The sequence below is a fragment of the Planomonospora sp. ID91781 genome (genome assembly GCF_015711595.1).
Lineage (GTDB): Bacteria > Actinomycetota > Actinomycetes > Streptosporangiales > Streptosporangiaceae > Planomonospora > Planomonospora parontospora.
Genome location: NZ_JABTEY010000001.1, coordinates 266,493 through 289,500, shown reverse-complemented (window position 1 = coordinate 289,500; position 23,008 = coordinate 266,493). Strand labels below are relative to the sequence as shown.

Sequence of the window (23,008 nt, the reverse complement as noted above, 5' to 3'; positions counted from 1 at the left end):
TTGTTGGCAAGGGACGTTCTGTGACGGTCCGGACCGGTAGCCGACCTTTTGATCAGTTATGAGGAAAGGTAGTGCCATGATGAGGGCATGAAAGCCATGGGTCTCCGGGCCACCGCATTATGGCTGGCGGGGATATTGCTTCCGGTCGCGCTCAACGTGGCGATCAACCAGGTGCTCAATGATGGCGTATGGAGCAGACCGTGGATCGTGACCACGATCGTGCTGGCCTTCGCGGGCTGGTACACCGCCTACCTGATCACGCGCGCTTCGGCTCCGGCCGCCGGGGACATCGCACAGGTCAAGAGGCATCTGGCGGAGCTGGTGGACGGGTTCTGGAACCAGGAGATGGCAAGACGCTCTCTCGGTGATCCGCCGATTCCCGTCCCCTGGCGTCTCACCACGCGGGCCAGGTTCATGGACCACCCGCACCTGATCGCCGAAGGCGAGTTCTCCTTCACCGGCCGATCCGATGAGATCGACGAACTGGCGTCCCGTTTCCGCGGTCTGCGCCGGCGCAGACTGGTGATCCTCGGCGGCGCCGGTACGGGGAAGACCACCCTGGCCATTCAGCTCCTTGTGAAGCTGATAGCCACCCGCGAGGAAGAGGATCCGGTCCCGGTGCTGCTGCCGGTCGCCGACTGGGATGTGGACGTCCATCCACGCCTGCACGATTGGGTGGCGGCGCGCCTGCGGAACGACTACCTGGCTTCGGCAACGCCCGTCAACGGCCGTGACTCCGCAGAGATACTGGCCTCGAACGGTCACATCCTGGCGATCCTCGACGGCCTGGACGAGCTGCCCGAGGCCGTCCGCGTCAAGGTGATGAACCAGTTGAGCAGGACTCTCGCCCCGCGGGACCAAGTGATCATCACCTCCCGGACCCGGGAGTACGGAGACGCCGTCGTCAGCGCACGACGCGCCGTCAGGGCGGCCGCGGTCATCGCCCCGAGGGCATTGACCGCCGAAGCCGTCGTCGACTATCTCACCGCGTGCCTTCCGCCTCGGCCTCCGCAGCCCTGGAACGCGGTGCTGCAGGCTCTGCGGGCAGGCGAGGCGCCCGCCCTGACGGCCGTATCCTCGACCGCGCTGGGACTGTGGCTGATCCGGGCCGTCTACGTCGATCAGGACCGGGATCCGGCCCCGCTGCTCACGGTCTACCGTGACGATGCTCCCGCACTGCGCGCGCACCTCATGGACAACCTCGTCGAGGCGTTGCTGCTCGCCGAGAAGACGTCCGGAACGGCCGACCGGAGAGTCATCCGGTCCTGGGACGCCGAGCGGGTGAACCGGCTCCTGGGCCGCCTCGCCAGGAGTTCTCCGGAGACGGGAGCCGGCGGCTTCGCCTGGTGGCAGCTGGCCTGGGCGGTGCGCGGCCGTTCCCGGAGCGAAGGGTTCGGGGCGCCGCCCCGTTGGATCGTCTACGTGGTCTCCGGACTGGTCTACGGGCTGCCCGTCGCGATCGCCCCCGCACTGGGCGGGAGTCCGGCCGTCGGGTTCTCCGCCGCTCTGACCTTCGGGTTCGCAAGTCTGAGCCTCGCGTCCGAGACGCCGGAGTTCACCCGCCTGCGGGTCGGGAGATACGTCACCGCACTGCTCCGCGAACACGGCGGCCGTGTCGTTCCGGCATCCCTCTGGATGAGCCTGCCCCTCGGGGTGGCGGTGGCGTATTCGGAGGGGATCGGAGCCGGCCTCTTCATGGGGGCGGCATCGATGCTCACGTTGTGGTTCGGCATCTCCAGCACGAGGGCGATAGCCCTGCCGAAGGAGTCCGGGCGAGCACCGGAGGACCACATCCAGCAGTTCTCCGGTGCTCTCACCCCCCTGTCCTCGTGGAGGATCAACCGGTCTCTGTTCGGGCTCCGGCTGGTCGGGGCGCTGGCCCTGGGCGCCGTACTGGCCGTCTCCGCGGACGTGGTGCTCTCGCACTTCTCCGGGAGGCGGGACGGGTGGACCGACATAGGGCTGGGGATACTGGTCGGCAGCAGTGCCGGGATCGCGCAGCGACCACGGCACGCCTGGCTGGCGTCCAGGATCACGTTCACGTTCCTGGCGATCTCAGGTGAGCTGCCGGCGCGTGCGATGACGTTCTTCGACGAGATGCACCGGATCGGTGTGCTGCGTGCGGTCGGCCCGTTCTACCAGTTCCGGCACGCCGAGCTGCACGACCACTTCGCGTCGGCGACGAGTGCCGGAACCCGGGACCACCGCCCCGCCGCGACCCGCGCCGCGCCCCGTTCCTGATGCGTCCCGGCTCCCGGTCTTCGCGCGGGCCCGGGTGAGCCGCCGTCCGGGTCAGGACCACGCGCCGGCGGCGGCGGTCCGGGCGGCGTAGTCCTCGAAGGAGGCCGGCTCGCGGCCGAGCACCTGTCGCACCCCGTCGGCGACCCCGGCGAGGTGTCCGCCCCGGTGCACCTCGAACAGCGCTCCGAGCATCCGGACGGCGGCCTCCGGATAGCCCTGGCCGAGCAGTTCCCGGTGGTACTCCTCCGGGGTCAGCTCCACGTACTCGATCGTCCGGCCCGCCGCCCGCCCGATCGTCTCCGCCGCCTCGGCGAAGGTCAGCCCGCGCGGCCCGGACAGCTCGTACACCCGCCCGGCGTGCCCGTCCTCCGTCAGCAGCACCGCCGCGACCTCCGCCACGTCCTCGACGTCGACGAACGGCTCCGGCACGTCCCCGATCGGCAGGGCCAGCCGCCCGGCCCGCAGCGGCTCCAGCCACAGGTCCTCGTCGAAGTTCTGGTCGAAGTTGTTCGGCTGGATGACCGTCCACTCCACGCCCGAGCCGCGTACGGCCTGCTCGGCGGCGACCATCCCCTGCCCGAAGTCGCCGGTCACGTGCTCGATGCCCCGCCCGGACAGGGCCACGAACCGGCGGACGCCCGCGTCCACCGCCCGCTTGACGAAGTCGTGGACGGGCGCGGGGTCCTCCGGCGCGACGAGGTACACCGCCGAGGCGCCCTCCAGCGCGGCGGCCCAGCTGTCCGGCTCGAACCAGTCGAACCGCACCTCGCCCGAGCGGGACGCCGCCCGCACGGCCACGCCCGCCTCCCGGAGCCGCCGCACCACCCGCCGCCCGGTCTTGCCGGTGCCGCCCAGTACGAGGATCTGTTCCGCATGTGTCGTCGTCATGCCGTCGAGTCAACCGCCCGGCGCCGGCCCCGGGACATGGCCGTCCGTACGGCGTGCATGCGCGATCGTCCGTCCGGGGCTTCCGCGCGGCGTGCGGGCCGTACGGCGGGCTTATGGTGACGGTCATGGACCCGTTCGACGATCTGCTCCGGGGCGTGCGCGCCGACGGCGCCGTCTTCGGCCGGTCGGTGCTGTCGCCGCCGTGGGCGCTGCGCTTCACCGACGGCGCCTCCATGACGCTGTGCGTGCCGCTGCGCGGGGAGGGCTGGATCATCCCGCCGGGCGACGGGGGAGACGGCGCGCGGCCGCACGCCGTACGGCTGGGCGAGGTGGCGATCGTGCGCGGACCGGAGCCCTTCGTGTTCGCCGACGATCCCGGGGCCGCCGCGCGGACGCACCCGCCGCTCGACGTGCGCTGCGGCCGGGAGCAGGGCGGTCACGGAGGGCTCGGCGGGCGCGCGGAGCAGGGCGGCCGCGGAGGGTCGAGTGGGCGCGGAGAGCTGGACGAGCGCGGAGGGTCGGGCGGGCGCGAGCCGGACGGGCGCGGGGAGCCGGGCGGTCATGGGGGGCCGGGCGGTCGCGGGGAGCTGGACGGCCGGACGGTGCTGATGGCCGGGGCGTACCACGTCCGGGGCGAGGTGCCCCGGCGGCTGCTGCGGGTGCTGCCGCCGGTGGTCGTGGTGGCGGACCACCACGACTGCGGGCCGCTGCGGGACTACTTCGAGACGCAGCTCGCCGCGGAGCGGCCGGGCCGGCAGATCGTGCTGGACCGCCTGCTGGACTGGCTGCTCGTCTGCACGCTGCGGGAGTGGTTCGACCGGCCCGAGTCCGTCCCGCCCGCCTGGTACCGCGCGCTCGGCGACGACGTGGCGGGCCCAGCGTTGCGCGCCATGCACGAGGCGCCGGACCGGCCGTGGACGCTCACCTCCCTGGCCGCGGAGGCGAGGGTCTCCCGCACCACGCTGGCCAAGCGCTTCACCGAGCTGGTGGGCGAGCCGCCGCTGGCGTACCTGACCGAGTGGCGGATGGCGCTCGCCGCCGACCTGCTCACCGAACCGGCCACCACGGTCGACTCGGTGGCCCGCCGGGTCGGCTACGCCGACGCCTTCGGCTTCAGCACGGCCTTCAAACGGGTCCGGGGCATGAGCCCCACCGCGTACCGCAAGGAGGTCACGGCCGTCGGCGCGTAACCGCGGCACACCGGCCCGCAGACTCTCCGGGACCGCCGTCACGAAGGACGATCCAACTCCTTCCGGAGCAGTTCGTCATGCCGTTCGGAGACATCGCCGCGTCCGGAAGCTCCCAGTCCGATGAACGACGGCTTCCGCTGTGCGGTTTCGGAAGCTGATGACTCGGCGAACCTGGCGAGTTCCGGGTCGGACTCCACGAGCACGCGCAGCCGCCGCACTCCGGCGGGGGGAGTCGGTCGACGAGGTGGTGCATGTCCTCGTAGTCATGGGCGGCGGCCATGTCTCCGGGTGTACGCACCGCTTCCCTGGCCTTCCGGATCCTCTCCTGAGAGCCGACCGGGAACCACCGGAGGGGTTCCGGGAGCGGGGCGGTCACCGTCGCCGTTCGCCTCGGCGCCCTCCGGGCAGTCTGGTCGCCACATGAGTGAAGCGAGCCCGCACCGCGTAGGGCGGGCGGTCCTCGGAGCGCTTGACATTGTTTGCATTACCAACCATTATGAAGTCGTTGGTATTACAAACCAACGGCCCGGCCAGGGGTGACTCCGCGGCGACGGTGATCGTCCGCGGCTTCGCCGGTCGGCGCCGGTGGGTGGGCGACGGTCTCGTCCGCCCTTGATACGAGGAGGAACCCCCATGCCCGCAATCCGGACCAAGGGCCGCGCGGCGGTCCTGGTCACCGCGGCGGCGGCTCTGACGCTCTGCACGTTCGCCGGCTCTCCGGCCCAGGCGGCCGCCCCGTCCGCGACGCCGTCCGCGACACCGTCCGCCCGATCCGCCACGTCGGGGATCCCGGCCCTGGTCGATCCCGCGACCGACCTGGGACGGCACGCGCCCGGACCCCAGCTGACCTGGTTCGACTCGATCTACTTCACCGGCTCGGTGAAGGCGAACGGTCAGGAGTTCGGCCTCCAGGTCCACACGCGCATCCTCCCGAACAGGGACGAGGCCGCGTACCGCTGGACGTTCTCGGTGATCAACAAGACCACCGGGTGGTACAAGGACTACGACGCGATGGTCGAACCGGAGGACTACCGGTGGAGCCAGGGCAAGCTCGACATCAAGGCACCGGGGCTGAGCTGGACGGGTGACTCCGTCCGCCAGTCGGTGCAGGTCGAGACGCCCTGGGGAGCTCTCGACGTCCAGCTGGTGCCCACCGGCCCCGCCATGAACTACGCGTCGACCGGCGTCTTCCACCTGGCCGACGGCGTGCCGAACTACGAGTTCGCGCTCCCGGAGATGCGGACGTCCGGAACGCTCGTCGTCGACGGCAAGAAGCACCAGGTCAGCGGCACCTCCTGGCTGGACAGGCAGTGGGGTGAGATGCCGAGGTCGCTGACCCGGTGGACGTGGATGAACCTCAGCATGCCCAACGGCGACAAGATCGCCATCTGGGACACGGTCGGCGCCGAGTCCAAGGACAGCTGGGCGACGGTCCTCCACCCGGACGGCTCCTACGAGGTGGTCGACGTCGAGCCGCTCGCGCAGGGCGCCTCCCGGCCGTGGACCAGTCCGGCCACCGGCCAGAGGTATCCCACCCGCTGGCGCATCCGCATCCCCGCCCTGCGCGCCGAGCTCGACGTGCGGGTCACCGGGAATCCGGACCAGGAGATCCAGACTCCCGACGGGAGCGGCTACCTGGAGGCCACGGCGGCTTTCACCGGTAAGTACGACGGCAGGCGGGTCCGCGGCGAGAACTACGTCGAGATGACCGGCGAGTGGACCTCCTGATCACCGGCGAAGCCGTCCCCGCCTGACGCGATCCGGCATCGCCCGGGACGGGGCGCCGGTCCGGCGTCACCCCGGGACCGGATGCCGGTCCCGGGGTGAACCATCGGAAGGGGACGGCCTCAGCCGGGGGAGTGCAGGGCGGCGTGCAACCGGACGAGCCGGTCCTGGTCCTGCGGGTCGAGCCGGCTCATCGCGGGTGCCAGTGCGCGCCGGACCTCGTCGTAGACCTGCTCCGCCAGTTCCAGGCCGGCGGGGGTGAGGAACACGTCGACGACGCGGCGGTCCTGGGGGTTCTTGCCCCTGGCCACCAGCCCTCGGCGCTCGGCGCGGTCGACGAGGCCGGACAGGGTTGATTTGTCCAGGCCGAGGAACGCGGCGAGCTCGGTCATGTTCGGGCGGCGGTCGCGGAGGATGCCGAGGACCCGTAGCTGGGTGAGCGAGAGGTCGCGCTCGGCTCCGATGCGGGTGAGCACGCCCGCCACCTGGAAGGTGCTGCGGACGAGGGCATCCACGAGGGCGTCGGAAGTCATGCGCCCACGTTACCCGTCATGCTTTGTATTACGAACTACCAGGCGGCGGCCACCCGGCTCCCGGGACGCGATGGCGGGTCATGGGGTGAGCGGTTCGACCAGCCGGAACCGCTCGGCGACCACGAGGGTGTCGTCGGTGATGGCGGGAGAGACGCCGCCCATCAATCGACGCCATTCGTCCCCGCTCCAGAACCGCTCATGGGCCGCACGCCATTCCTGGACCGTCGCCAGGCCCTCTCCCTCGTCGCGGGCGAAGTCCTCGTCGACGTCACGGATCGGTATCACGCGCACCTCGGTCGTCTCGATGACGGCGACCGGTCGTTCCTCGGAGTCGACGACCACGCTGCGGTCGCCGACACGGGGCAGCGCCTCGTTCAGGTGCTCGACGGCGGCGTACAGATCGGTGGTGGCCCTCTTCTCGCCGGACAGGATCGCGGCCACCAGCCGGTCACGGAGCGGGCCGGGGAAGGCGAACTCGGCCACGGGGAGATCGTCTTGGGTCATCACGTGATGGTACGACCCCGAGGGTCGGCTTGATACCGCAGTCTCCCCGCAGACCTGGAACCAGACCGCGGTGCCCGTCTCCTCGTCGTGGTGAACGCTCCACTTCGCGGCCAGCAGGTCCACCAGGGCCAGGCCGCGCCCGTTCTCGCCGTCAGGGGTCGCGGCGCGGAGGAAGGGCATCGTCGTGGCCGACCCATCGTCGATCACCTCGACGTGGGCCAGGCCGTCGAGCGCGCCCAGATAGACGGTCACCGTACCGCCCGGGACGCGGCCGGAGTCGGAGTGCACCACGGAGTTGGTGAAGACCTCGCTGAGCAGGAGCAGCGCGACGTCGAGGGTGTCGTCGGCGATCTCCCCGCTCAGCAGGCCCCGCGCCCACGCGCGGGCCTCCGACACGGAGGCGGGGACCCCGGGGAACTCGCGGCACCGGAGCACTTCGAGTACGGCATGGCGCGCCTGCCGGGGCCCGTTCCGGTGGATCCGCTGCGGCGCGGTCATGCGATCACCTCCGCGACGATTATGTCCGCCGCGTTGTCAGCCTCGGCGCAGACGGACTCGCCCCGCCGCCAGCACCGCGCCCACCAGGGCCGCCAGGTGAACACCCACTCGCGGCCCCGCCGTACGGCCGTGATCCGGACGCGCGTCTCACCCCCGGACATGACCTCCAGCACCGGCCGGCCGGTGGCGGGGAGGACGAGCGCGGTGCCGACCCCGAGGGTCCGCAGATCCCACCCCAGCCGCAGGAGGTGGATGAACTGCGCCTGCGGATTGTGTGGCTTCATCGTCTGGCCCTTCGTGACGGATGAGGCTCCTCCTGCGGTTCCCGAGACTTGATTCTCACGCAGGGTGACGAGCCGTACGCTTGGAGCATGCATGAGCGATCGCCTCCGCGCAATTGCGTTTACGCGAAAACTTCAGATCGACTGTGTTTGCGCAGGCTGAAGGGCTTTGCCAAGCTGGGGGCCCCAACAGGAGGGTAAGGATGCCCATCAGTCCTACGGCTCGACGGCGCCGACTCGGGATCGAACTGCGACGCCTGCGGGAAGCCTCCGGCCTCAATGGGACCGAGGTGGCCGCCACTCTGGGATGGTCCGCGACCAAGGTCTCCCGCATAGAGACCGGGCGGGTGAGCGTCCACCACGGGGACGTCAGCGACCTGCTCGACCACTACAAGGTCAACGACGACGTGCTCCGGCGAGAGCTGGTCGCGCTGGCGCGGGAGTCCCGGCAGAAGGGCTGGTGGCACCGCCACCGGGACACGATGAAGGCCGGCTTCGACTCCTACATCGGTTTCGAAGCCGATGCCGAGGCGATCCGGACGTACGAGGTCCAGGTCGTTCCCGGCCTGCTGCAGACCGAGGCGTACGCGCGGGCGGTGATCGAGGCGACGGCCATGCGCCCCAGTGCGGGCCACGTGGAGAAAAAGATCGGTGTACGCCTCGCCCGCCAGCAACTGCTCACCCGGGACGACCCGATCCGGCTGCACGTGGTGCTCGACGAGGCGGCTCTGGTGCGTGTGGTGGGGGGCCTGGAGACGATGAACGGCCAGCTCGCCTCCCTGCTCCGGTGGAGCGAGCTGCCGAACGTCACGATCCAGGTGCTGCCCTTCCGGAGCGGAGCCCATCCGGCGATGGACGGCCCGTTCGTCTTCCTGGAGTTTCCCGACCCGGCGGATCCCGACCTCGTCTACCTCGAACAGGCCACCAGCGGTCTGGTCCTCGAAGACACCGACGAGCTCGCGAAGTACAGGCAGATGTTCGAGAACCTGACTAATCGGGCACTTATCGCAGAGGAGTCGGTTACCCTCATCTCCTCCATGATCAGCTCATAGCCTGGGGCTCATCGAGAAGGGAGTCACGGGATGACCTCGAACGCGGACTTGTCCCGTGCCGAGTGGCGCAAGAGCAGCTACAGCACCGACGGCGGCAACTGCGTAGAGGTGGCTGACAACCTCTCCGGCGTCGTCGCCGTCCGCGACAGCAAAGACCCCGGAGGTCCGGTGCTGCTCTTCTCGCCGGACCAATGGAGGTCCTTCATCGGCGGCATCAAGTGCGGTGACTTCGGACTTCTCTGTTGAATCCCGCCGCAGTTTTATCGGCAGGCACTCACGCCTGGCTCGTCTAGACTTCCGACGATGAGCGGTCAGACGTCAGAGCCTGGGCCCTGGGTGCCACCTGAAGGCTCCTGGGCATCCTCTGCTGCCAACAGACGAAGCATGCTGGGCAACCGCAACCGGGACACGTCTCCAGAGCTTCTGCTGAGGTCACTGGTCCACGCCGCTGGACTGCGCTACCGGGTTGCTGCCAAGCCACTGCCGGGCATGCGCCGCACTGCTGATTTGGTCTTTCGCCCAGTCCGTGTAGCGGTGTTTGTGGACGGGTGCTTCTGGCACGGCTGCCCGGAGCACTTCGTTCCGCCGAAGACAAATCCAGACTACTGGCGGGAGAAGATCGCCAAGAATGTTCAGCGTGATCGGGACACTGATGCACGTCTGGCAGAGGCCGACTGGCTGGTACTCAGGTTCTGGGAGCACCAGCCTGCGGAGGAGTGCGCTGCTGAAGTGAAGGAGGCTGTGATGCTACGCAGGCTCAAGTTCTTTCGAAGCTAGCTCAAGTTGTTCTTGGATTCCGGGCGTCCTGTCGGCAGAAGTAGTGCGTGTCCTCTCTTCGGAGAGGAGGGGTGGTTTTTCCTGATCGGCCTGGCTAAGTGCCTTGATGATGGCTTCACCCATGGCCCTAGCCACTGGTGGCGGGAAGGCGTTGCCGACTTGTCGGTAGGCCGCGGTCTTTCTTCCTGCGAACTCCCAGTGCTCTGGGAAGCCTTGGATAATGGCGGCCTGCCTGACGGTCAGCTTGATACCGCGCGGGCCGAACAGGTCGCGGTCCTTATTCACGACTTCGTCGTCGGCAACACCGTGGGCATCGATACCTAGAGCTTCCCACGCCTGCTTCGCCCGGGAGGGGCCGAGGTCCGCGCCGCCATGCTTCTTGGAGCCGCCGACGAGTGTCGGGGCAACCCCTCCCCGCGCAACGCGTTCACGCCACCACTCGAGGCGTTCTTTGCCTTCAGGCCCGAACGGATCGAGCCGCTCCTGCATCGATTTGTCGAGCGCAGCGGCTACTGTATTGAACTTTGCGGGGTCTCCGTCCCCGTGCGGGATTCTCCCGGGGAAATACGGCCTGTACTTTCGCTGCAGAGCGATGAGGATAGCCCGGGGGCGAAGTTGTGGAACGCCGAAGTTGCGGGCTTCGACGAGATCCCATTCGACAGTCTCGTATTCCAGTTCTTTCAGTCGTTTGATGATAGACAGCCGGTAGTCGAAGAACTTTTCACTGAGCAGCCCGCGAACGTTCTCGATCATGACGGCTCTCGGCTTGATGGCTTCGACCATGTCGAGCATCACCGGGAAGAGATCGCGTTCGTCGTCCTGTCCGAGCTGCTTGCCCGCCAGAGAGAAGGGCGGGCAGGGCACCCCGCCGGCGAGCAGGTCGATCTGCTCGCCGTCTATCCCGAGACTTGAGAGATTGAACTGGTCTGGCTGCCGCTCGCTGCTCTGGGTGAACTTCTTCAGATCTTCCTTGAAGACCTTGCATTCACCGCGCCCGCGAAGCTCGTTGAGATTCTGCTCGAGGGTCATGCAGGCGTGCGTGTCAACTTCGATGAGTGCCCTGTGACGGAACCCGGCCTGGTGGAGGCCGAGGGCTTGGCCTCCTGCGCCGGCGCAGATCTCGACCGATGTGTATTCCCGGTCCTGCCCCGGCATCCAGGCCTCCTCTGTCATGCCTGGCAGTACGGCCAGGCACCGCAGCGGCACGGTCGCGTCCCCCGAGCCGATCGAACAAGTGAACGGTCACTATACCGACGACTCTAGGGGGTTTCACCCGGAAAGTCTTGGTTCCCAGGGAGCCCTCAGTGTCGTGAGTGACACAGTACAGATCGTCTGCTGCGAGGATCGCGACTCGGGGAATCTGTGTTCGCGGAGTCCGGGACCTGCGGCCGACCGCGTGGAGGTGCCGGTGCCGCATGGTTCTCTCTTCACCAGGGTGCGGCACCGGCGAGGAGCGGTCAGCCTACGGGAATGCTGCCGCCGAGGTGCCCTAGCAGGGCCTGGATGTCAGCCATATCCATCCCTCCTGCGATCGAAGGCTCCTCTTCGAGGTCAGCCAGCTGCTGGACATCAGGGTCGTCCAGGATCCGGCCCATGAACTGGAGCTTCTCCTCCAGCCTGAGAGCCACCACCTCGTCGAGGGTGCGGCGTGTGGCCAGGACCGTGACCCGGGTCTCGGTCTCCGGGGGAAGGCCGAGGCGATGGATCCGGTCGAGGCTCTGCAGGAAACGGCCGGCCATGAAGTCCCGGTCGATGTAGACCGCGTCATGGCAGACCTGGTGGAGGCTGATGCCCTCGCCGAGGGTGGCCGGGTTGGAGAGCAGGACCATGCAGTCCGGATCCTCTCGGAACCGGTGGATCTGCTCTTCCCGGTCCGGGGTGCCGCCGTGCACGGTTGCTGGCCGGTACGGCGCGAGCATCCGCTCCATGGTCGTGAGACTGCGTACGAAGGTCGACCAGACCAGGGTCTTGCGGCCCGCCGCCGCGTTCTCGGCGACGATGCCCAGCGCCTCCTGGTACTTCGGCGACATCTCGTAGCTCGGCAGGTTCCGGAACAGGTCGTATAGCGAGTCCTCCGGCGTCATCTCCAGAGGCGGCACCTGGTAGACCAGAGGCTCGTAGCGGCTGCTGCCCTCCACCAGCAGGGCCGGACTGATCGCTGCCATCAGCATCCGGAGCATGGCCCGGCCGAGGCCGTCGAGGTCGTCGCGTGATGCTTCAGCCCGTGCCGAGTAGTTGCCCTTGAGGGCCTCGTAGATCTCCTCGTGCACGGGTGGCAGGTCCACATACCGGATCCGGGGCTCGAACGGAGGAAGCCCCAGCTCCTGCTTGGTGGTGCGGGTGAACAGCGGACGCAGTACAGCGCTGGCGTGGGCGAGGTTCCCCCCGCCCACGGCCTCTGTCACGACACGGCGCCCGTGGCCGGGCCATACGAAAGAGAGGAGGTTCTCCAGGTCGCGTGCTCCGTTCGGAGCCGGCGTCCCGGTCAGGATCAGCCGACGCTTGGCGAGCGGCCCCAGCGCCAGGCACGCGGAACCGTAGATGCCCCGGGCTCCCAGCTTCATCCGGTGGGCTTCATCCAAGATGATCATTGAAGGAGCTGCCCTGAGCCAGGAGGCAAGTCCTGCAAGAGACCGATCCAGCCGCTCGTAGTTGACGATCAGCAGCTCGACACCCTGTGCCGGCGTCTTCTTCATAACCTGTGCCCGGAGCGGTTCCTTAAAGCACACGGCGTTCTCGTACTGCCAGGACTCGTAAGCCGATTTGGGACTCACCACGAGCACACGCTGCACTTCGCCGCGCTCACGCATAGCAGCGAACACAGCTAGGGCCACTCGGGTCTTCCCAGCTCCGGGCACGCTGAAGTTCGCACCGTGCTGCAGGGAGAGAAGCCGCGCGATGTCCCGGCGCTGGAAAGAGGTCAGATCTGCAGTCCAATCTGTGCCGAGGAGGGAGACGACTTCGCCCGGCTGGACTGCCTGTATCCCGGAGGCTTCGCGATCATGGATGCGCTGCTCGGCAACCTCGGAGTCGTCCAGGACACCGCGGACGAGCTCAGCGAGCGTTTCCTCCCATTCCACGCTGTCCTGTACCGGCCACGTGCTGAGTTCCCCGATACCGACTAGGAAGTCATCCAGATCGATCTCAGCAGCGAGGAGTCCGAGCTGGCGGCCCGCAGGGAAGCGGGTCGCCAGCCGAGCCAAAGCAGCCTGGTACTCAGGCAGCGTCCGCAGGACAGCCTTGGTCCGCGTTACGTCGAATTCGATAGTCAGAGACGACTGCCCCGCACTCATTACGCCTCCAGCCCGACAGCGTCGAGCAGCCAGGACACGCCGTCCCCGCGGACCTTGATACTGCGCGCCGATTCCACCGCCAGCCTGCTGAGTGTCTCTCGAAGTTTGATTACAGCCTCGTCGAACGCTTCTTCATCCAAGCTGCTGGAGGCCCGGGCCATCACCACGTCGATGACGCACTGCTCGAGGTCTTCGCATGCGTTGTTGATCCGATCGGGAGCCGCCTGCTTGCGCTTGCGCAACCGTCCGTCATTGCCCGCAGGCTTCAATGCTTCATCGAATGCTTTTTTCGCTGCAGCGATTGTCTGGCGAGCTTCCTTGGAAGCAGAGTTGGAGAAGTTATCCCTGGACGTCTCTACAGCTTTTGCTCTCAGGAGCAGGTCGGTGAGCGCACGGGCTTCCGCTACCTGTGAGCTGCCCGGCTTGACGCTCCGGTTCAGCCCAGGGATCACCGTCGATGCGGGAGCTGTGGAGACCTGAGGATTCAGTGCATCCGGTAGGCGAGAGGTGAGGTATCGGGAACGGAACTCCGGCTCGATGTAGCGGACGTCGGTCTTGGAGAACCCCAAGACGATCGCGGCTAGTCGGCTCTCCTTCAGAAGGTCCGCGTTCTCCTTGCTGGCTGCACTCTCCTTGACATACCGACGGTGCAGCTCGCGGAGCTTTTCCTGGTGCTCCTCGAAGTCCATAAGCCGCAGACGCACCTCCCCTTTGCTGCTGCGGGTGATCAGGTCGCGCAAAGTGTTGAGGATCCAGATGTCCTGATCGCAGGTCGCCGTTCTGACTCGGAACTCACGAGCGATCTCAGCGACAGGGCGCCCCATAGCCAGCTGCTCTTCGATCGCCAGGAGGCGGTTGATGTAGGAATATTCACGCCGGTGATCCCTGCGAAGCTGCAGGGCCAGCTCCACGGCGTTCACATCATCCCAGGTGCATGATTCGGGGAGAACGCCTACGCGGATGTGCCCGACGCCGAGCTCCTTGAGTGCTGCGCGTCTCGTGTTGGCGTTGACGAGAACGCCTTCGCGGGTGATGAGGCCGGGTTCGTTCTGCTTGAACTCCCGCAGACTCTCCTTGAGGGCGTCGAAGTCGGGATCGCGCTTGGAAGGGTCGGCCGGCAGGTGCTTCAGCAGGTAGTCGAGGTAGTCCTGACTGATGTCACTCCACGGGGCCTCGTTCAGTATCCGGTCGCGGTCCGGGTCGAAGCTGCGCTGGGCGCGGATCCGGTGCGTGCCGGGGTTGTAATAGGTCGAGTCGACCGGCATGTCGATGACTTCGACGTTCAAGGGCTGGCCGCGCCACTCGATCGTCAGTGTCTCGCGGACGCCGACGGCCTCCTGGGCTTCCTTGAGCCGCTGCTCGATGAGTGTCCTGTTCTCTTCCGCGCGAGGGGGAAGGCCGAAGTCCACCCGCATGATGTCTCCTCAGAATTGTGTGGATGTGCTGGAATCAGGGCTTCTCGGTCTATGGGCATACATGCGGCGCTTGGCCGGCCAGGCCGAACGGGGGGCTGCCGGTCTGGCCGACCAAGCGCCGCAGAGGATTCAGCCAAGAGCCTCCTGGACCGCGGTACGCGACTCCGAAGGCAGAGTGCGATAAACCGCCCACAGGGTTTCCACCTCGCTGAACGGTCGCTTGTCCGTACCGACCCAGTCCTTCAGGATCTGGCGCTCGAAGGCGGGAAGGCGCCGGACCCGGTTCAAGATCTCGCCGAGGTCCACGGAGAGTTCCCGGCCGCCGACGCGGCAGCGGTTGCACTCGGTTACCCACTGGACGACGACCTCGCCGTCAGGCCGGCGGACCTTGCGGCGTGCGACTTCGAGCTGAGCAACCTCGTAGGTGCCTTCGAAAGGTTGTCCGGCGGCGATGCCGCACGATCGGCACATGTAGTCGTCCCTGGCCAGCAGCTCACGGCGCTGCGCTGCCGTGATAGAGGCCGAGGCCTTCTTCGTGGCCTTGCCGGGCTCCCAGACCGGCTCGCCCATGGCCACGAAGCGCTGCTCGTTCGCCTCAAGGGTCAGGTCTTCGCGGCTAGTGTTGATCTTCCAGCCGAAGTCTCGCAGGTCACGGGTGCGGCGGTCGATCTGGGTCACACCGGGGAACGCCTCTCTGAGCTGCTCTTTCGTAAAGCTGTTCCCCACCCCGATGACTTGGACCAGCCACAGGGCCGCTCGCTTCATCGTCCCCAGGCGGGGGTCCTCCCACGACGGAAGCTGCATGTGAACACGATTCCTCTCTGAACGCGTGGTCTCCGCATGCCACGACTGAAGCCTGATGGAGCTTGATGGGCGACCGGCGAGGCAAGGTGCACCCAATTAAACCCCAAACGGTCCTTTGGTGAAGAAGGAGCCGGTCTTTGCAATAGGTGCAAATATTTGCACGAGTGCAAAGATCTATCGTTTCAATGGCTCCTTGCCGATTTGTAGCTATAGTTACGCTTCACCCGTTCTGCGGGCTATCGGGTGCGGCACTACCTTGTCTCTTGGTGTCTGCTTTGTGTCTTTATGTCTACTGTGGTAGGAGATCAACATTGGGCGCACGAGCACGGGAACCAAGGCGGCTTGTCTCCGGCAAGACCCCTGAGCAGTACCGACTGGCGGGGATGCTGGACGAACTGTGCGCATTGCTCATGCCGATGACTGGCGCGAGGATCGCAGGGCGGATAGGCGTGAAGCCGCCCAGTCTTACCTGCTACCTCACAGCCCGTCGTGTACCCAGCGAACTGAAGGTCCTAGTGGATCTCTACGGACTCGCACGAGGCGGAGGGAAAGGCGGTGATGCGCCCATGCCTTTCAGCTGGGAAGAGCTTGCGACTGCATATCGGGAGGCCAAGGGCGAGAGGGTCCGCACATGCCCGATATGCGGCTCCCCCGTCCCTCCGGAAGGAGGAGTGAACGGAGGATCGGGGCAGCCGACTCCTCAGAAGCCGGCTGCCTCGGATGCGCCGCATGTGGATCAGGAGGAGCCGAAAGGAAAAGCTGTAGCGGGGCCGGATTCCCCTGCCGTTGACGCTGGAATGCAAACCGGGGTGCCGGTCCCCTCTGGGGAGGGGGACCGGCACCCCGGCTCGGAAGCCGAGTCGGCCGTCGCCGATGTCCTTGCCCGTCACCTCCAGGGAGAGCGGATTGCCGACGCGCATGTGATCATTCGTCACGCCGGCCGTACGTCGAAGGTCGAGGAGGTGGCAGTGATCATCGACTCCTGCAGGGCTGTCGGCCTCGATGAGGCCGCCGAGGCCGTTCTCCACCATGCTGGAATGCGCCCGCTAAGAGACGTGATAGGCCTTGTGCGCCTGCTGGTCGAGACCGGGCGGTATGTCGACGCTAATGCAGTGCTTCGGGCCGCTGCCGCTGATTGATGGAAGCTCTCCGTTCCTAGGCCTCGAGCAACAGCAAGTTCCTAGGCCTCGGGCAACAGCAAGCTAATGCAACCTTCAATCGTCCGAGTTTGGCGTGATTATGTGGGCAGTTGTCCGGAATTCATTAATGATCAGGCGCAGCAGGTCGGCTTCGTCCTGCGGGCGGACATCCGTCAGTTTCCGCAGGTAGCGGGCGAGCCGCTGATGCTCGTCGGGTGGTTGCCGGGCGCTGTCGTTCCCCGTTCATGCCGTGGCTCCTTCGGACCATGGTCGGTGGTGCCCTCCTCGTCACGGGAGCCGGTCGGCGCCGTCTGCTACCGGACCCGGTTGCGTGCTTACGCGGTTCACGGCTGCGAGGCGAGGGTACGGCGGTGCTTCCAGGCGAGTTCGAGGACGGCCGCGCCGGCCGCCTGCATCGGCTCGTGGTGGACGTACCGGCTTACTGAGTCGTCGTCGAACGGGATGCCCTTCGCGCCGATGACGCGTCCCTCCTCGTTCGACGCGGTGACGTCGCCGAAGACCGTGTCGAAGGTCTCCGCCTCGATCACGGTCACCGCGAGGAGGTGAAGGTGAGGGGGCCCACACCCATCCCGAGCACCAGCGCCGCAGCCGGCCGTCCTCGCGCGCCTCCGTCAGCTCCTGGTAGAGCGGCCAGGCCCCGTAGTCGAAGGCGTCGCCGTACACCTCCGGTCGGCCGAGGAACTCCTCGGCGTACTCCCGGACCACGCACTTCCACAGGTCGAAGTCGGCCGCCTCCTCGGCGGGCTGGAACACTCCCACGGGCATGACCTGGTAGAGCCCTCCTCCGTGCGCGACCCGGGCCGGGTCGCGCCAGTGGAGCACGAAGGTCATCGCGCCGGTACAGCTGTCGCGCCGCAACGTCAGCATGGAGATCGCCGGGAGTGCGACCCGGGGGCGCAGGTCGGTGGGGTCGGCGACGAGCCGGCGGAGGGGAAGGTCCGCCTCTGCGAGCAGCCTGGCCGCCGCGAACTCGTGGGCGGCGGCCTCGCCGACGTCGACCCCGTCGAAGTAGCGGCCACGGGCGAAGCCCAGCTCCGGCCAGTCCACGTCGAGCAGCCGGTAGCACGTACGGTCCTCGAACAGCCGGGGCTTGTCGAGGGCCTCCATCGCCTGGGAGTAGGACGGCAGGCCCGGCGGGAGCGTGGATCCGGCTTCCGCCTCGCGACCGGTCACCGCCGGAGCGGGCGGCCGGTCGTCCCAGCGCAGGGCGATCCGGTGGAGGTCGACGGGCCGGGTCGGCGTCCACGTCTCCCTGGTGAGCAGGTGCGTCGATCCGACCCTGGGCAGGTCCGGGTAGAGCCGGTCGGCGGCCCGCGCAAGCTCGTGGCGGTGCTCGTTGAGATGGCGGCGCACCTCGCGCCAGGTCGCGTGGGATCCGTGCGGCCGCGCTCCCGCGCCCATCGACACCTCCGGAGTCGAAGCGTGAGGTTTTCGTCTGAACCCTACGATGAGGACGCCTGAACGCTACGACGAGAGCAGAGCGCCCCGGTGCCTCCGCGGACGGTGTCGTACTACGGGCGGAAGCTGCCGACGGGGCTCCCCGGGCGGCGCGGAGGCCGTGGTGGCGGAGTCCGGCGGGCATCATGGACTCCACACCGGACAGCCCGTCGGCGCAGGATCCCCCGGCAGGAAGCGGCGCTCCCGGCCAGGCGAACGGTGCTCCGGCAGCCGAGGAAGACACTTCGTGACCGACATCGTCCAGCTGCGCAGGAACGTGCGCTTTCAGCTGCTCTGGCTCGGCAGCGCCGTCTCCCATCTGGGGTCGGAGCTCACCCGGCTCGCCATGCCGCTGCTGGTGCTGGCGCTCACCGGTTCGCCGGGGCTGGCGGGCGTCGTCGCCGGGGCCCGCACCGTCGCCTTCGTCCTGGTCCAGATGCCCGCCGGCGTCTGGGTGGACCGGTGGGACCGCCGCCGCACGCTGGTCACCGCTCAGGGGCTCCAAGCGGTCGTCTCGGCGCTGCTGGCGGCGCTGATCCTCACCGGCCGGGCGCAGGCCTGGCACTTCGTCGCGCTGGCGGTGCTCGACGGGCTGTGCGCCGCGTTCATCGGTCCCGTCCAGGACACGGCGATCCGCGGGATCGTCCCGCCGGGCCAGCTGCACGCCGCCTACGCGCAGGAGGAGGCCCGCACCCACGCCGCCGGGCTGATCGGCCCCCCGCTCGGCGGCCTGCTGTACGGCCTCGGGCGGGCGGTGCCCTTCGTCGTCGACGCCGTCACCTTCCTCGCCGCCACGCTCTGCTACGTCCTGGCGAAGGTGCCGCGCCGCCCGGCGGACCGGCCGGGCGCATCCTCCCGGCCGGACGGCGGGGTACGGCCGGAGGCCGGGGAATGGCCGGACGGCGAGGCACGTGAGGACGGCGGAGGGCGGCGGCCGGCCCGGCGGGGCATGCGCCGGGAGGCGGGTGAGGCCGTCGCCTGGCTGTGGCGCCGGAAGGGCCTGCGGGAGGTCACCGCGGCGGTGATGGTCCTCAACCTGCTGGGCGGGGCGTTCCTGATCCCGTTGATCGTGCTCGTCGGCGAGCGCGGCGGCGACGCGTTCACCACCGGCGCGGTCCTGGCCGGTCTCGGCGTCGGCGGCCTGGTCGGGTCGCTGCTGTCGGGCCGGATCAGCAGGCTCCTGCCGCCCGGCAGACTGCTGCCGGCCGTCGTGGCGGTCTTCGGCGCCGCGCTGGCGGCCACGGCGCTGCCGTGGGGGGCGTGGTGGCCGATGGTCCCGCTGGTGTTCGTCACCCTGTCGACGCCCTCGCTCAACGTGGTGATGAACGTGGCGGTCGCGCGGATGGTGCCCGAGGAGATGCTCGGCCGGATGGGCGCCGTCCTGAGCACGGGCGGGATGGCGCTCAAGCCGCTCGGGCCGGTCCTCGGCGGGGCGCTGGCGGCGGCGCTGGGCGGCGCGGCGGCGCTCGTCGTGCTGGGCGGGCTGCTCGGGCTGACGGCCGCCGCGGCCGTGCTCAGCCCGGAGCTGCGCGGCTTCACCGGGGAGGCCCCCGACGGGTGAGGGCGGCACCGCACCGGCCGGGGTCAGGCGGTGGTGGTGAGGTAGGTGCTGACGCGGCGGAGCCAGGCGGTGTAGCCCGCGGTGACCAGCCTGTCGGGGAGCAGCCGCATCAGGGCCGGCGGCCGGTATCTGTCGGTCTGCTCGGTAGCCGCCAGATCGGCGGCCCGGGCGGCGTGGCGGGAGCGGATCCGCTCGTAGCGGCGCAGCCGTTCGGTCACCGGGCCGGCGCCGTCCAGCTCGCGGGCCAGCGTCCAGCCGTCCTCCAGGGCCTGGTTCGCGCCCTGGGCCATCGTCGGGGGCATGGAGTGCGCGGCGTCCCCGGCGAGCGTCGCGCGGCCGCGGCCCCAGACCTTCGGCACGCGGTGGCGGTGGTGGGTGAAGCGGTCGATCCCGTCGATCGCGGAGAGCACCTCGGGGACGGGCGCGGCCCAGCTCCCGAAGCGCTCGGCCAGCGCCTCGGCGGGGGAGGCGGGCGGCGGCTCGCGGTGGTCGACCCGGTGGTCGAACCACCACAGCAGCAGCCCCTCGCCCGCCGGGATCAGGCCGCAGAGCCCCTCCCGGCCGACGATCATGATGGCCCGGTGGGACGAGACGAGGTCGAGCGGGCGCCTGATGAAGCCCTGCCAGGTGACCCACTCGGTGAGCCGGGCGGGGTCGGCGCCCCACAGGTGGTCGCGCACCGCCGAGGAGCGCCCGTCCGCGCCGACGACGACGTCGCCGCGCGCCGTACCACCGTCGGCGAGGACGAGCCCGCCCCGCTCGGGGTCCACCCGCGTGCAGGCGGAGCCGAAGCGCAGCGTGCCCTCGGGCAGGCCGTCGGCGAGGCGCTCGACCAGCCGCTGCCGGGGCAGGTGCACGTTCGGCGTGCCGTAGCGGCGGGCCACCGCGGCGATGTCGACGGTGACCAGCGGCCGCCCGCCGGACGACCACGACTCCATCGTGTCGATGCGCCGCCCGACACCGGTCAGGTCGACCCCGAGGTCGCGCAGGATCCCGGTGCTCCCGCTCCAGAGCGTCACCGACCCGCCCACCGTGCGCAGCGCGGGCGCCCGCTCGTGCACCTCGACCTCGTGTCCCGCCCTGACCAGGCCGCGCGCGGCGGCGAGTCCGGCGACGCCCGCACCGGCTACCAGTACTCTCATCACGCCACCTCAATCTTGATACTCAAAGTATCTGATATCGAAAGTATCATATATGTCGACATCCCCGTCCCCCCGAGGCCGCCGGCCGGACCCGGCCGTCGACGCGAAGATCCGCGCCGCCGTACTGGAACTGCTGCTCCAGCGCGGACTGGAGATGACGATGGACGAGGTGGCCGCGCACGCCGGGGTGGGCCGCGCCAGCGTGTTCCGCCGTTACCCGACCAAGCGCGACCTGCTGCTGGACGCGCTGACCCAGGTGCTCGACGTGCAGGTCGCCATCCCCGACACCGGTTCGCTCGCCGGTGACCTGCGGCAGGTGGTCGCCGACACGCTGGCCGTCTGGCGGGACGACCGGCTCGCCGCGCTGAGCCGCCAGGTCCTGGGTGAGACCGGCCGCGACCCGGTGGTGGCCGACCTGGTCCGCACGAGCATGCGCGACCGGATGGCCCGGTCCTGGGTGGTCTACGAGCGGGCGATCGAGCGCGGCGAACTCCGCCCCGACGGCGACCTGTGGCTGCTGACCGACCTGTTCGCCGGGCTCGTCGCCTACCGGGGCCTGCTCGGCCTCGACCTCCCCGACCCCGACGAGGTGGTCCGGTCCCTGCTGCACGGCTTCGCGACGACGGGCTGAAGCCGCCGCCGTACGGCACGCGGCCGGTCGGGCCGCCGTTCCCCGCCGGCGGTGACAGCGCGGACGTTCTGGGCGATAGTGGCTCTGGTGAAGGCACCGAGGCAGGCGGCAGTGCTCGTGCCGCTCACGCTGCTCGTTCTGCTCGCGCCGACCGTGACGGCCTGCGACGCTCCGCCGCCGCGGGATCCGGCCGCTCCACCGGCTCCGTCTCCGTCGGCCTCGGCGTCCCCGGCGGCGTTGACGCCCCGGCCGCTCCGGATCCCGCGCATCCCGGCGGGGGGCGGATGCCCTGTCACCGTCCCGCGCCCGTGGTCCGGCCCCGGCGTGGCGACGGCGGTGCTCGGCGACGGGCCGGTGTACCCGGTCGCCGACTACTTCAGGGACGGCACCGTCCTGGAACTGCGTCCCGAGGACCGCGGGCCTGACGGCTCCTACGTGAAGAAGGTCCGCTGGATCAGCGCGGGATACATCGGGCCGGTCCTCGTCCGGGCTGCCCGGATCGACGGGAAGGGCACCGCGAGCAGCAGGTTCTCCTACACCGGTGAGGAGCGCCACGGCGGCCACCATGCCGAGCTCACCTCTCCGACGAGCGATCTGCCGGGGACGACGACGGTCGGCGGGCCCGGTTGCTACGTGCTGCAGGTCGACGGCACGACGTTCACCACGACCGTCGTGTTCCGCGCCGCCTGAGCCTCCGGGACGTCCTCAGCGTCCTCACAGCCGCGCTCAGCGTCCTCACAGCGAAGCCCGGCGATGATCGGCCCACGCCGCGGAGGGACGGGCCGCGGATGTCGTCGAGACGGTCCCGGCCCCGCTCGCGGGAGAGGGCCGTGGCGCGGAGAGGAGGAACCGTGCGGATTCCGCATGCGCCGGATGGAGCGGCGACCGGTGAGGCAGGGCCGCGGTGGACGAGGACGCGGAGCGTCGCGGCGTACGGCGCGGCCCTTGCGATGCTGCCGTACTTCGTCATCAAGGTCTTCTGGACGGTGGACGGCCTGCGCGGCGGGGGTCTCCAGGACGGTGCCTGGAGCACGCTGGACTGGGCGGCGGTCAACGCCATGACCGTCGGCATGGCGGGTGCGGCGATCCTGCTGGGCCTGGCGCTGGGCCAGCGGTGGGGCATGCGGATCCCCGCGTGGCTGCTGCTGTCGCCCGCGTGGATCGGCATGGGCTTCCTGGTCTCGATGATCCCCCTGCTTCCCGTCATGCTGCTGCTGGCGAGGGAGGACTGGGACGCGGCGGGGAGCGCGTCACTGCCGTCGTGGGAGCTGCCCCTGATCGGCCTGTCCTTCGCCGGGTTCGCACTCGGGCTGGCGGTCGCGGCCCCCCTCTACGCCGGGCAGAGGTGGCCCGAGGCGTTCGCCGGACGGGTGGACGCGGAGGGGACCCCGGCGGGTGCGAGCGGACCGCTGCAGGTGACGGCGGCCCGGATCGCGATGGCCGTCTGCGCCGTGATCGGCCTGCCGCAGCTCTACTGGGGCGCGGGCGGCACCCTCGGTCTCGAGCGGCCCGGCACCGGGGACCTCCGGTGGCACCTCCTCACCGCGAACGACGGCCTGTGGGCCCTGATCGCCGCCTGGGGGGTGTGGACGCTGACCCGCCGGCGCAGCGGCATGCGGTTCCGGGTCCCCGTGCTGCTGACCTGGGTGGCCTCCGGGTCCCTGTTCGCCTGGGGCTCGTGGCGGGCGCTCTTCATGTTCGCGGCCACGTCCGCGTATCCGTCCCCCGAGCCCCGCTGGGCGCTGACGCTGGAGCACCACTTCGGCGCGCTCGCCGGGCTGCTGATCCTCCTGGTGCTCCTGCTGCTGATCGGCGACCGCGGGCACGCGTCACGCGGTGAGCCCTCCCGTCCTCGGTGATTCCGGGTGGTGTGCGT

At 69.2% G+C, this 23,008-nt stretch carries 21 protein-coding genes; 11 read left to right on the top strand and 10 right to left on the bottom strand.

Annotated features, from left to right (window positions below; all coding sequences use genetic code 11):
- Nucleotides 1-87: 87 nt before the first annotated feature.
- Nucleotides 88-2,241 (top strand): NACHT domain-containing NTPase, encoded by a 2,154-nt coding sequence (locus tag HS048_RS01375; protein ID WP_196465907.1) that lies wholly within the window; start codon nt 88-90, stop codon nt 2,239-2,241.
- 51 nt (nt 2,242-2,292) lie between these two features.
- Here the strand turns inward: HS048_RS01375 and HS048_RS01370 are convergent, their stop codons facing one another.
- Nucleotides 2,293-3,129, bottom strand: a complete 837-nt coding sequence (locus tag HS048_RS01370; protein ID WP_196465906.1) for an NAD(P)H-binding protein — start codon at nt 3,127-3,129, stop codon at nt 2,293-2,295.
- Between the two features lie 125 nt (nt 3,130-3,254).
- Between HS048_RS01370 and HS048_RS01365 the strand changes: the two genes are divergently transcribed.
- A complete protein-coding gene (locus tag HS048_RS01365; protein ID WP_196465905.1) occupies nt 3,255-4,319 on the top strand; it encodes an AraC family transcriptional regulator in 1,065 nt (354 codons plus the stop codon).
- Between the two features lie 633 nt (nt 4,320-4,952).
- A complete protein-coding gene (locus HS048_RS01360) occupies nt 4,953-6,047 on the top strand; it encodes a lipocalin family protein (RefSeq protein WP_196465904.1) in 1,095 nt (364 codons plus the stop codon).
- Nucleotides 6,048-6,166: 119 nt separating this feature from the next.
- Here the strand turns inward: HS048_RS01360 and HS048_RS01355 are convergent, their stop codons facing one another.
- The 3 genes from HS048_RS01355 to HS048_RS01345 all read right to left on the bottom strand — a co-directional run bounded on the left by HS048_RS01355 (nt 6,167) and on the right by HS048_RS01345 (nt 7,863).
- Nucleotides 6,167-6,577, bottom strand: a complete 411-nt coding sequence (locus HS048_RS01355) for a MarR family winged helix-turn-helix transcriptional regulator (protein WP_196465903.1) — start codon at nt 6,575-6,577, stop codon at nt 6,167-6,169.
- A gap of 78 nt (nt 6,578-6,655) precedes the next feature.
- Nucleotides 6,656-7,579: an ASCH domain-containing protein gene (locus HS048_RS01350; protein WP_196465902.1), complete on the bottom strand. Its 924-nt coding sequence runs from the start codon at nt 7,577-7,579 to the stop codon at nt 6,656-6,658.
- Nucleotides 7,576-7,863 (bottom strand): hypothetical protein, encoded by a 288-nt coding sequence (locus tag HS048_RS01345; protein ID WP_196465901.1) that lies wholly within the window; start codon nt 7,861-7,863, stop codon nt 7,576-7,578. Before HS048_RS01345 ends, HS048_RS01350 begins: the two co-directional genes overlap by 4 nt.
- 200 nt (nt 7,864-8,063) lie before the next feature.
- Here HS048_RS01345 and HS048_RS01340 point away from each other — a divergent pair, with 200 nt between their 5' ends.
- Genes HS048_RS01340 through HS048_RS01330 form a run of 3 tightly spaced genes read left to right on the top strand, consistent with a single transcriptional unit; the run spans nt 8,064 to nt 9,689 of the window.
- Nucleotides 8,064-8,912, top strand: coding sequence for a helix-turn-helix transcriptional regulator (locus HS048_RS01340; protein WP_196465900.1), 849 nt, complete (start codon nt 8,064-8,066; stop codon nt 8,910-8,912).
- 30 nt (nt 8,913-8,942) lie between these two features.
- The gene (locus tag HS048_RS01335; RefSeq protein ID WP_196465899.1) at nt 8,943-9,158 is read left to right on the top strand and encodes a DUF397 domain-containing protein; all 216 of its coding nucleotides are present in this window, start codon (nt 8,943-8,945) and stop codon (nt 9,156-9,158) included.
- Between the two features lie 57 nt (nt 9,159-9,215).
- A complete protein-coding gene (locus HS048_RS01330; RefSeq protein ID WP_196465898.1) occupies nt 9,216-9,689 on the top strand; it encodes a very short patch repair endonuclease in 474 nt (157 codons plus the stop codon).
- On the opposite strand, the gene HS048_RS01325 is transcribed toward HS048_RS01330, so the two are convergent.
- The 4 genes from HS048_RS01325 to HS048_RS01310 all read right to left on the bottom strand — a co-directional run bounded on the left by HS048_RS01325 (nt 9,660) and on the right by HS048_RS01310 (nt 15,201).
- On the bottom strand, nt 9,660-10,862 hold the full coding sequence (locus HS048_RS01325; RefSeq protein ID WP_230880682.1) for a DNA cytosine methyltransferase: 1,203 nt from the start codon (nt 10,860-10,862) through the stop codon (nt 9,660-9,662). The genes HS048_RS01330 and HS048_RS01325 overlap by 30 nt on opposite strands.
- Before the next feature lie 284 nt (nt 10,863-11,146).
- Nucleotides 11,147-12,982 carry a DEAD/DEAH box helicase gene (locus HS048_RS01320; RefSeq protein WP_196465897.1) on the bottom strand — a complete coding sequence of 612 codons (1,836 nt, stop codon included), beginning with the start codon at nt 12,980-12,982 and terminating at the stop codon, nt 11,147-11,149.
- Nucleotides 12,982-14,397: a transcriptional regulator gene (locus HS048_RS01315; protein ID WP_230880681.1), complete on the bottom strand. Its 1,416-nt coding sequence runs from the start codon at nt 14,395-14,397 to the stop codon at nt 12,982-12,984. Before HS048_RS01315 ends, HS048_RS01320 begins: the two co-directional genes overlap by 1 nt.
- Nucleotides 14,398-14,526: 129 nt before the next feature.
- Nucleotides 14,527-15,201 (bottom strand): hypothetical protein, encoded by a 675-nt coding sequence (locus tag HS048_RS01310; RefSeq protein WP_196465896.1) that lies wholly within the window; start codon nt 15,199-15,201, stop codon nt 14,527-14,529.
- A 383-nt stretch (nt 15,202-15,584) separates the two neighbouring features.
- Here HS048_RS01310 and HS048_RS01305 point away from each other — a divergent pair, with 383 nt between their 5' ends.
- Nucleotides 15,585-16,340, top strand: a complete 756-nt coding sequence (locus HS048_RS01305; RefSeq protein WP_196465895.1) for a hypothetical protein — start codon at nt 15,585-15,587, stop codon at nt 16,338-16,340.
- Between the two features lie 288 nt (nt 16,341-16,628).
- Here HS048_RS01305 and HS048_RS01300 read toward each other — a convergent pair whose 3' ends face one another.
- A complete protein-coding gene (locus HS048_RS01300) occupies nt 16,629-17,762 on the bottom strand; it encodes a hypothetical protein (protein ID WP_196465894.1) in 1,134 nt (377 codons plus the stop codon).
- Between the two features lie 283 nt (nt 17,763-18,045).
- On the opposite strand from HS048_RS01300, the gene HS048_RS01295 reads away from it, so the two are divergent.
- A complete protein-coding gene (locus HS048_RS01295) occupies nt 18,046-19,359 on the top strand; it encodes an MFS transporter (RefSeq protein WP_196465893.1) in 1,314 nt (437 codons plus the stop codon).
- Nucleotides 19,360-19,382: 23 nt separating this feature from the next.
- On the opposite strand, the gene HS048_RS01290 is transcribed toward HS048_RS01295, so the two are convergent.
- Nucleotides 19,383-20,501, bottom strand: coding sequence for an NAD(P)/FAD-dependent oxidoreductase (locus tag HS048_RS01290; protein ID WP_196465892.1), 1,119 nt, complete (start codon nt 20,499-20,501; stop codon nt 19,383-19,385).
- 52 nt (nt 20,502-20,553) lie between these two features.
- On the opposite strand from HS048_RS01290, the gene HS048_RS01285 reads away from it, so the two are divergent.
- The 3 genes from HS048_RS01285 (at nt 20,554) to HS048_RS01275 (ending at nt 22,991) form a co-directional block, all read left to right on the top strand.
- Complete coding sequence (locus HS048_RS01285) at nt 20,554-21,132, top strand: TetR/AcrR family transcriptional regulator (RefSeq protein WP_189237976.1); 579 nt, start codon at nt 20,554-20,556, stop codon at nt 21,130-21,132.
- Between the two features lie 87 nt (nt 21,133-21,219).
- Complete coding sequence (locus HS048_RS01280) at nt 21,220-21,822, top strand: hypothetical protein (protein ID WP_196465891.1); 603 nt, start codon at nt 21,220-21,222, stop codon at nt 21,820-21,822.
- Between the two features lie 161 nt (nt 21,823-21,983).
- A complete protein-coding gene (locus tag HS048_RS01275) occupies nt 21,984-22,991 on the top strand; it encodes a hypothetical protein (RefSeq protein ID WP_196465890.1) in 1,008 nt (335 codons plus the stop codon).
- Nucleotides 22,992-23,008: the final 17 nt, after the last annotated feature.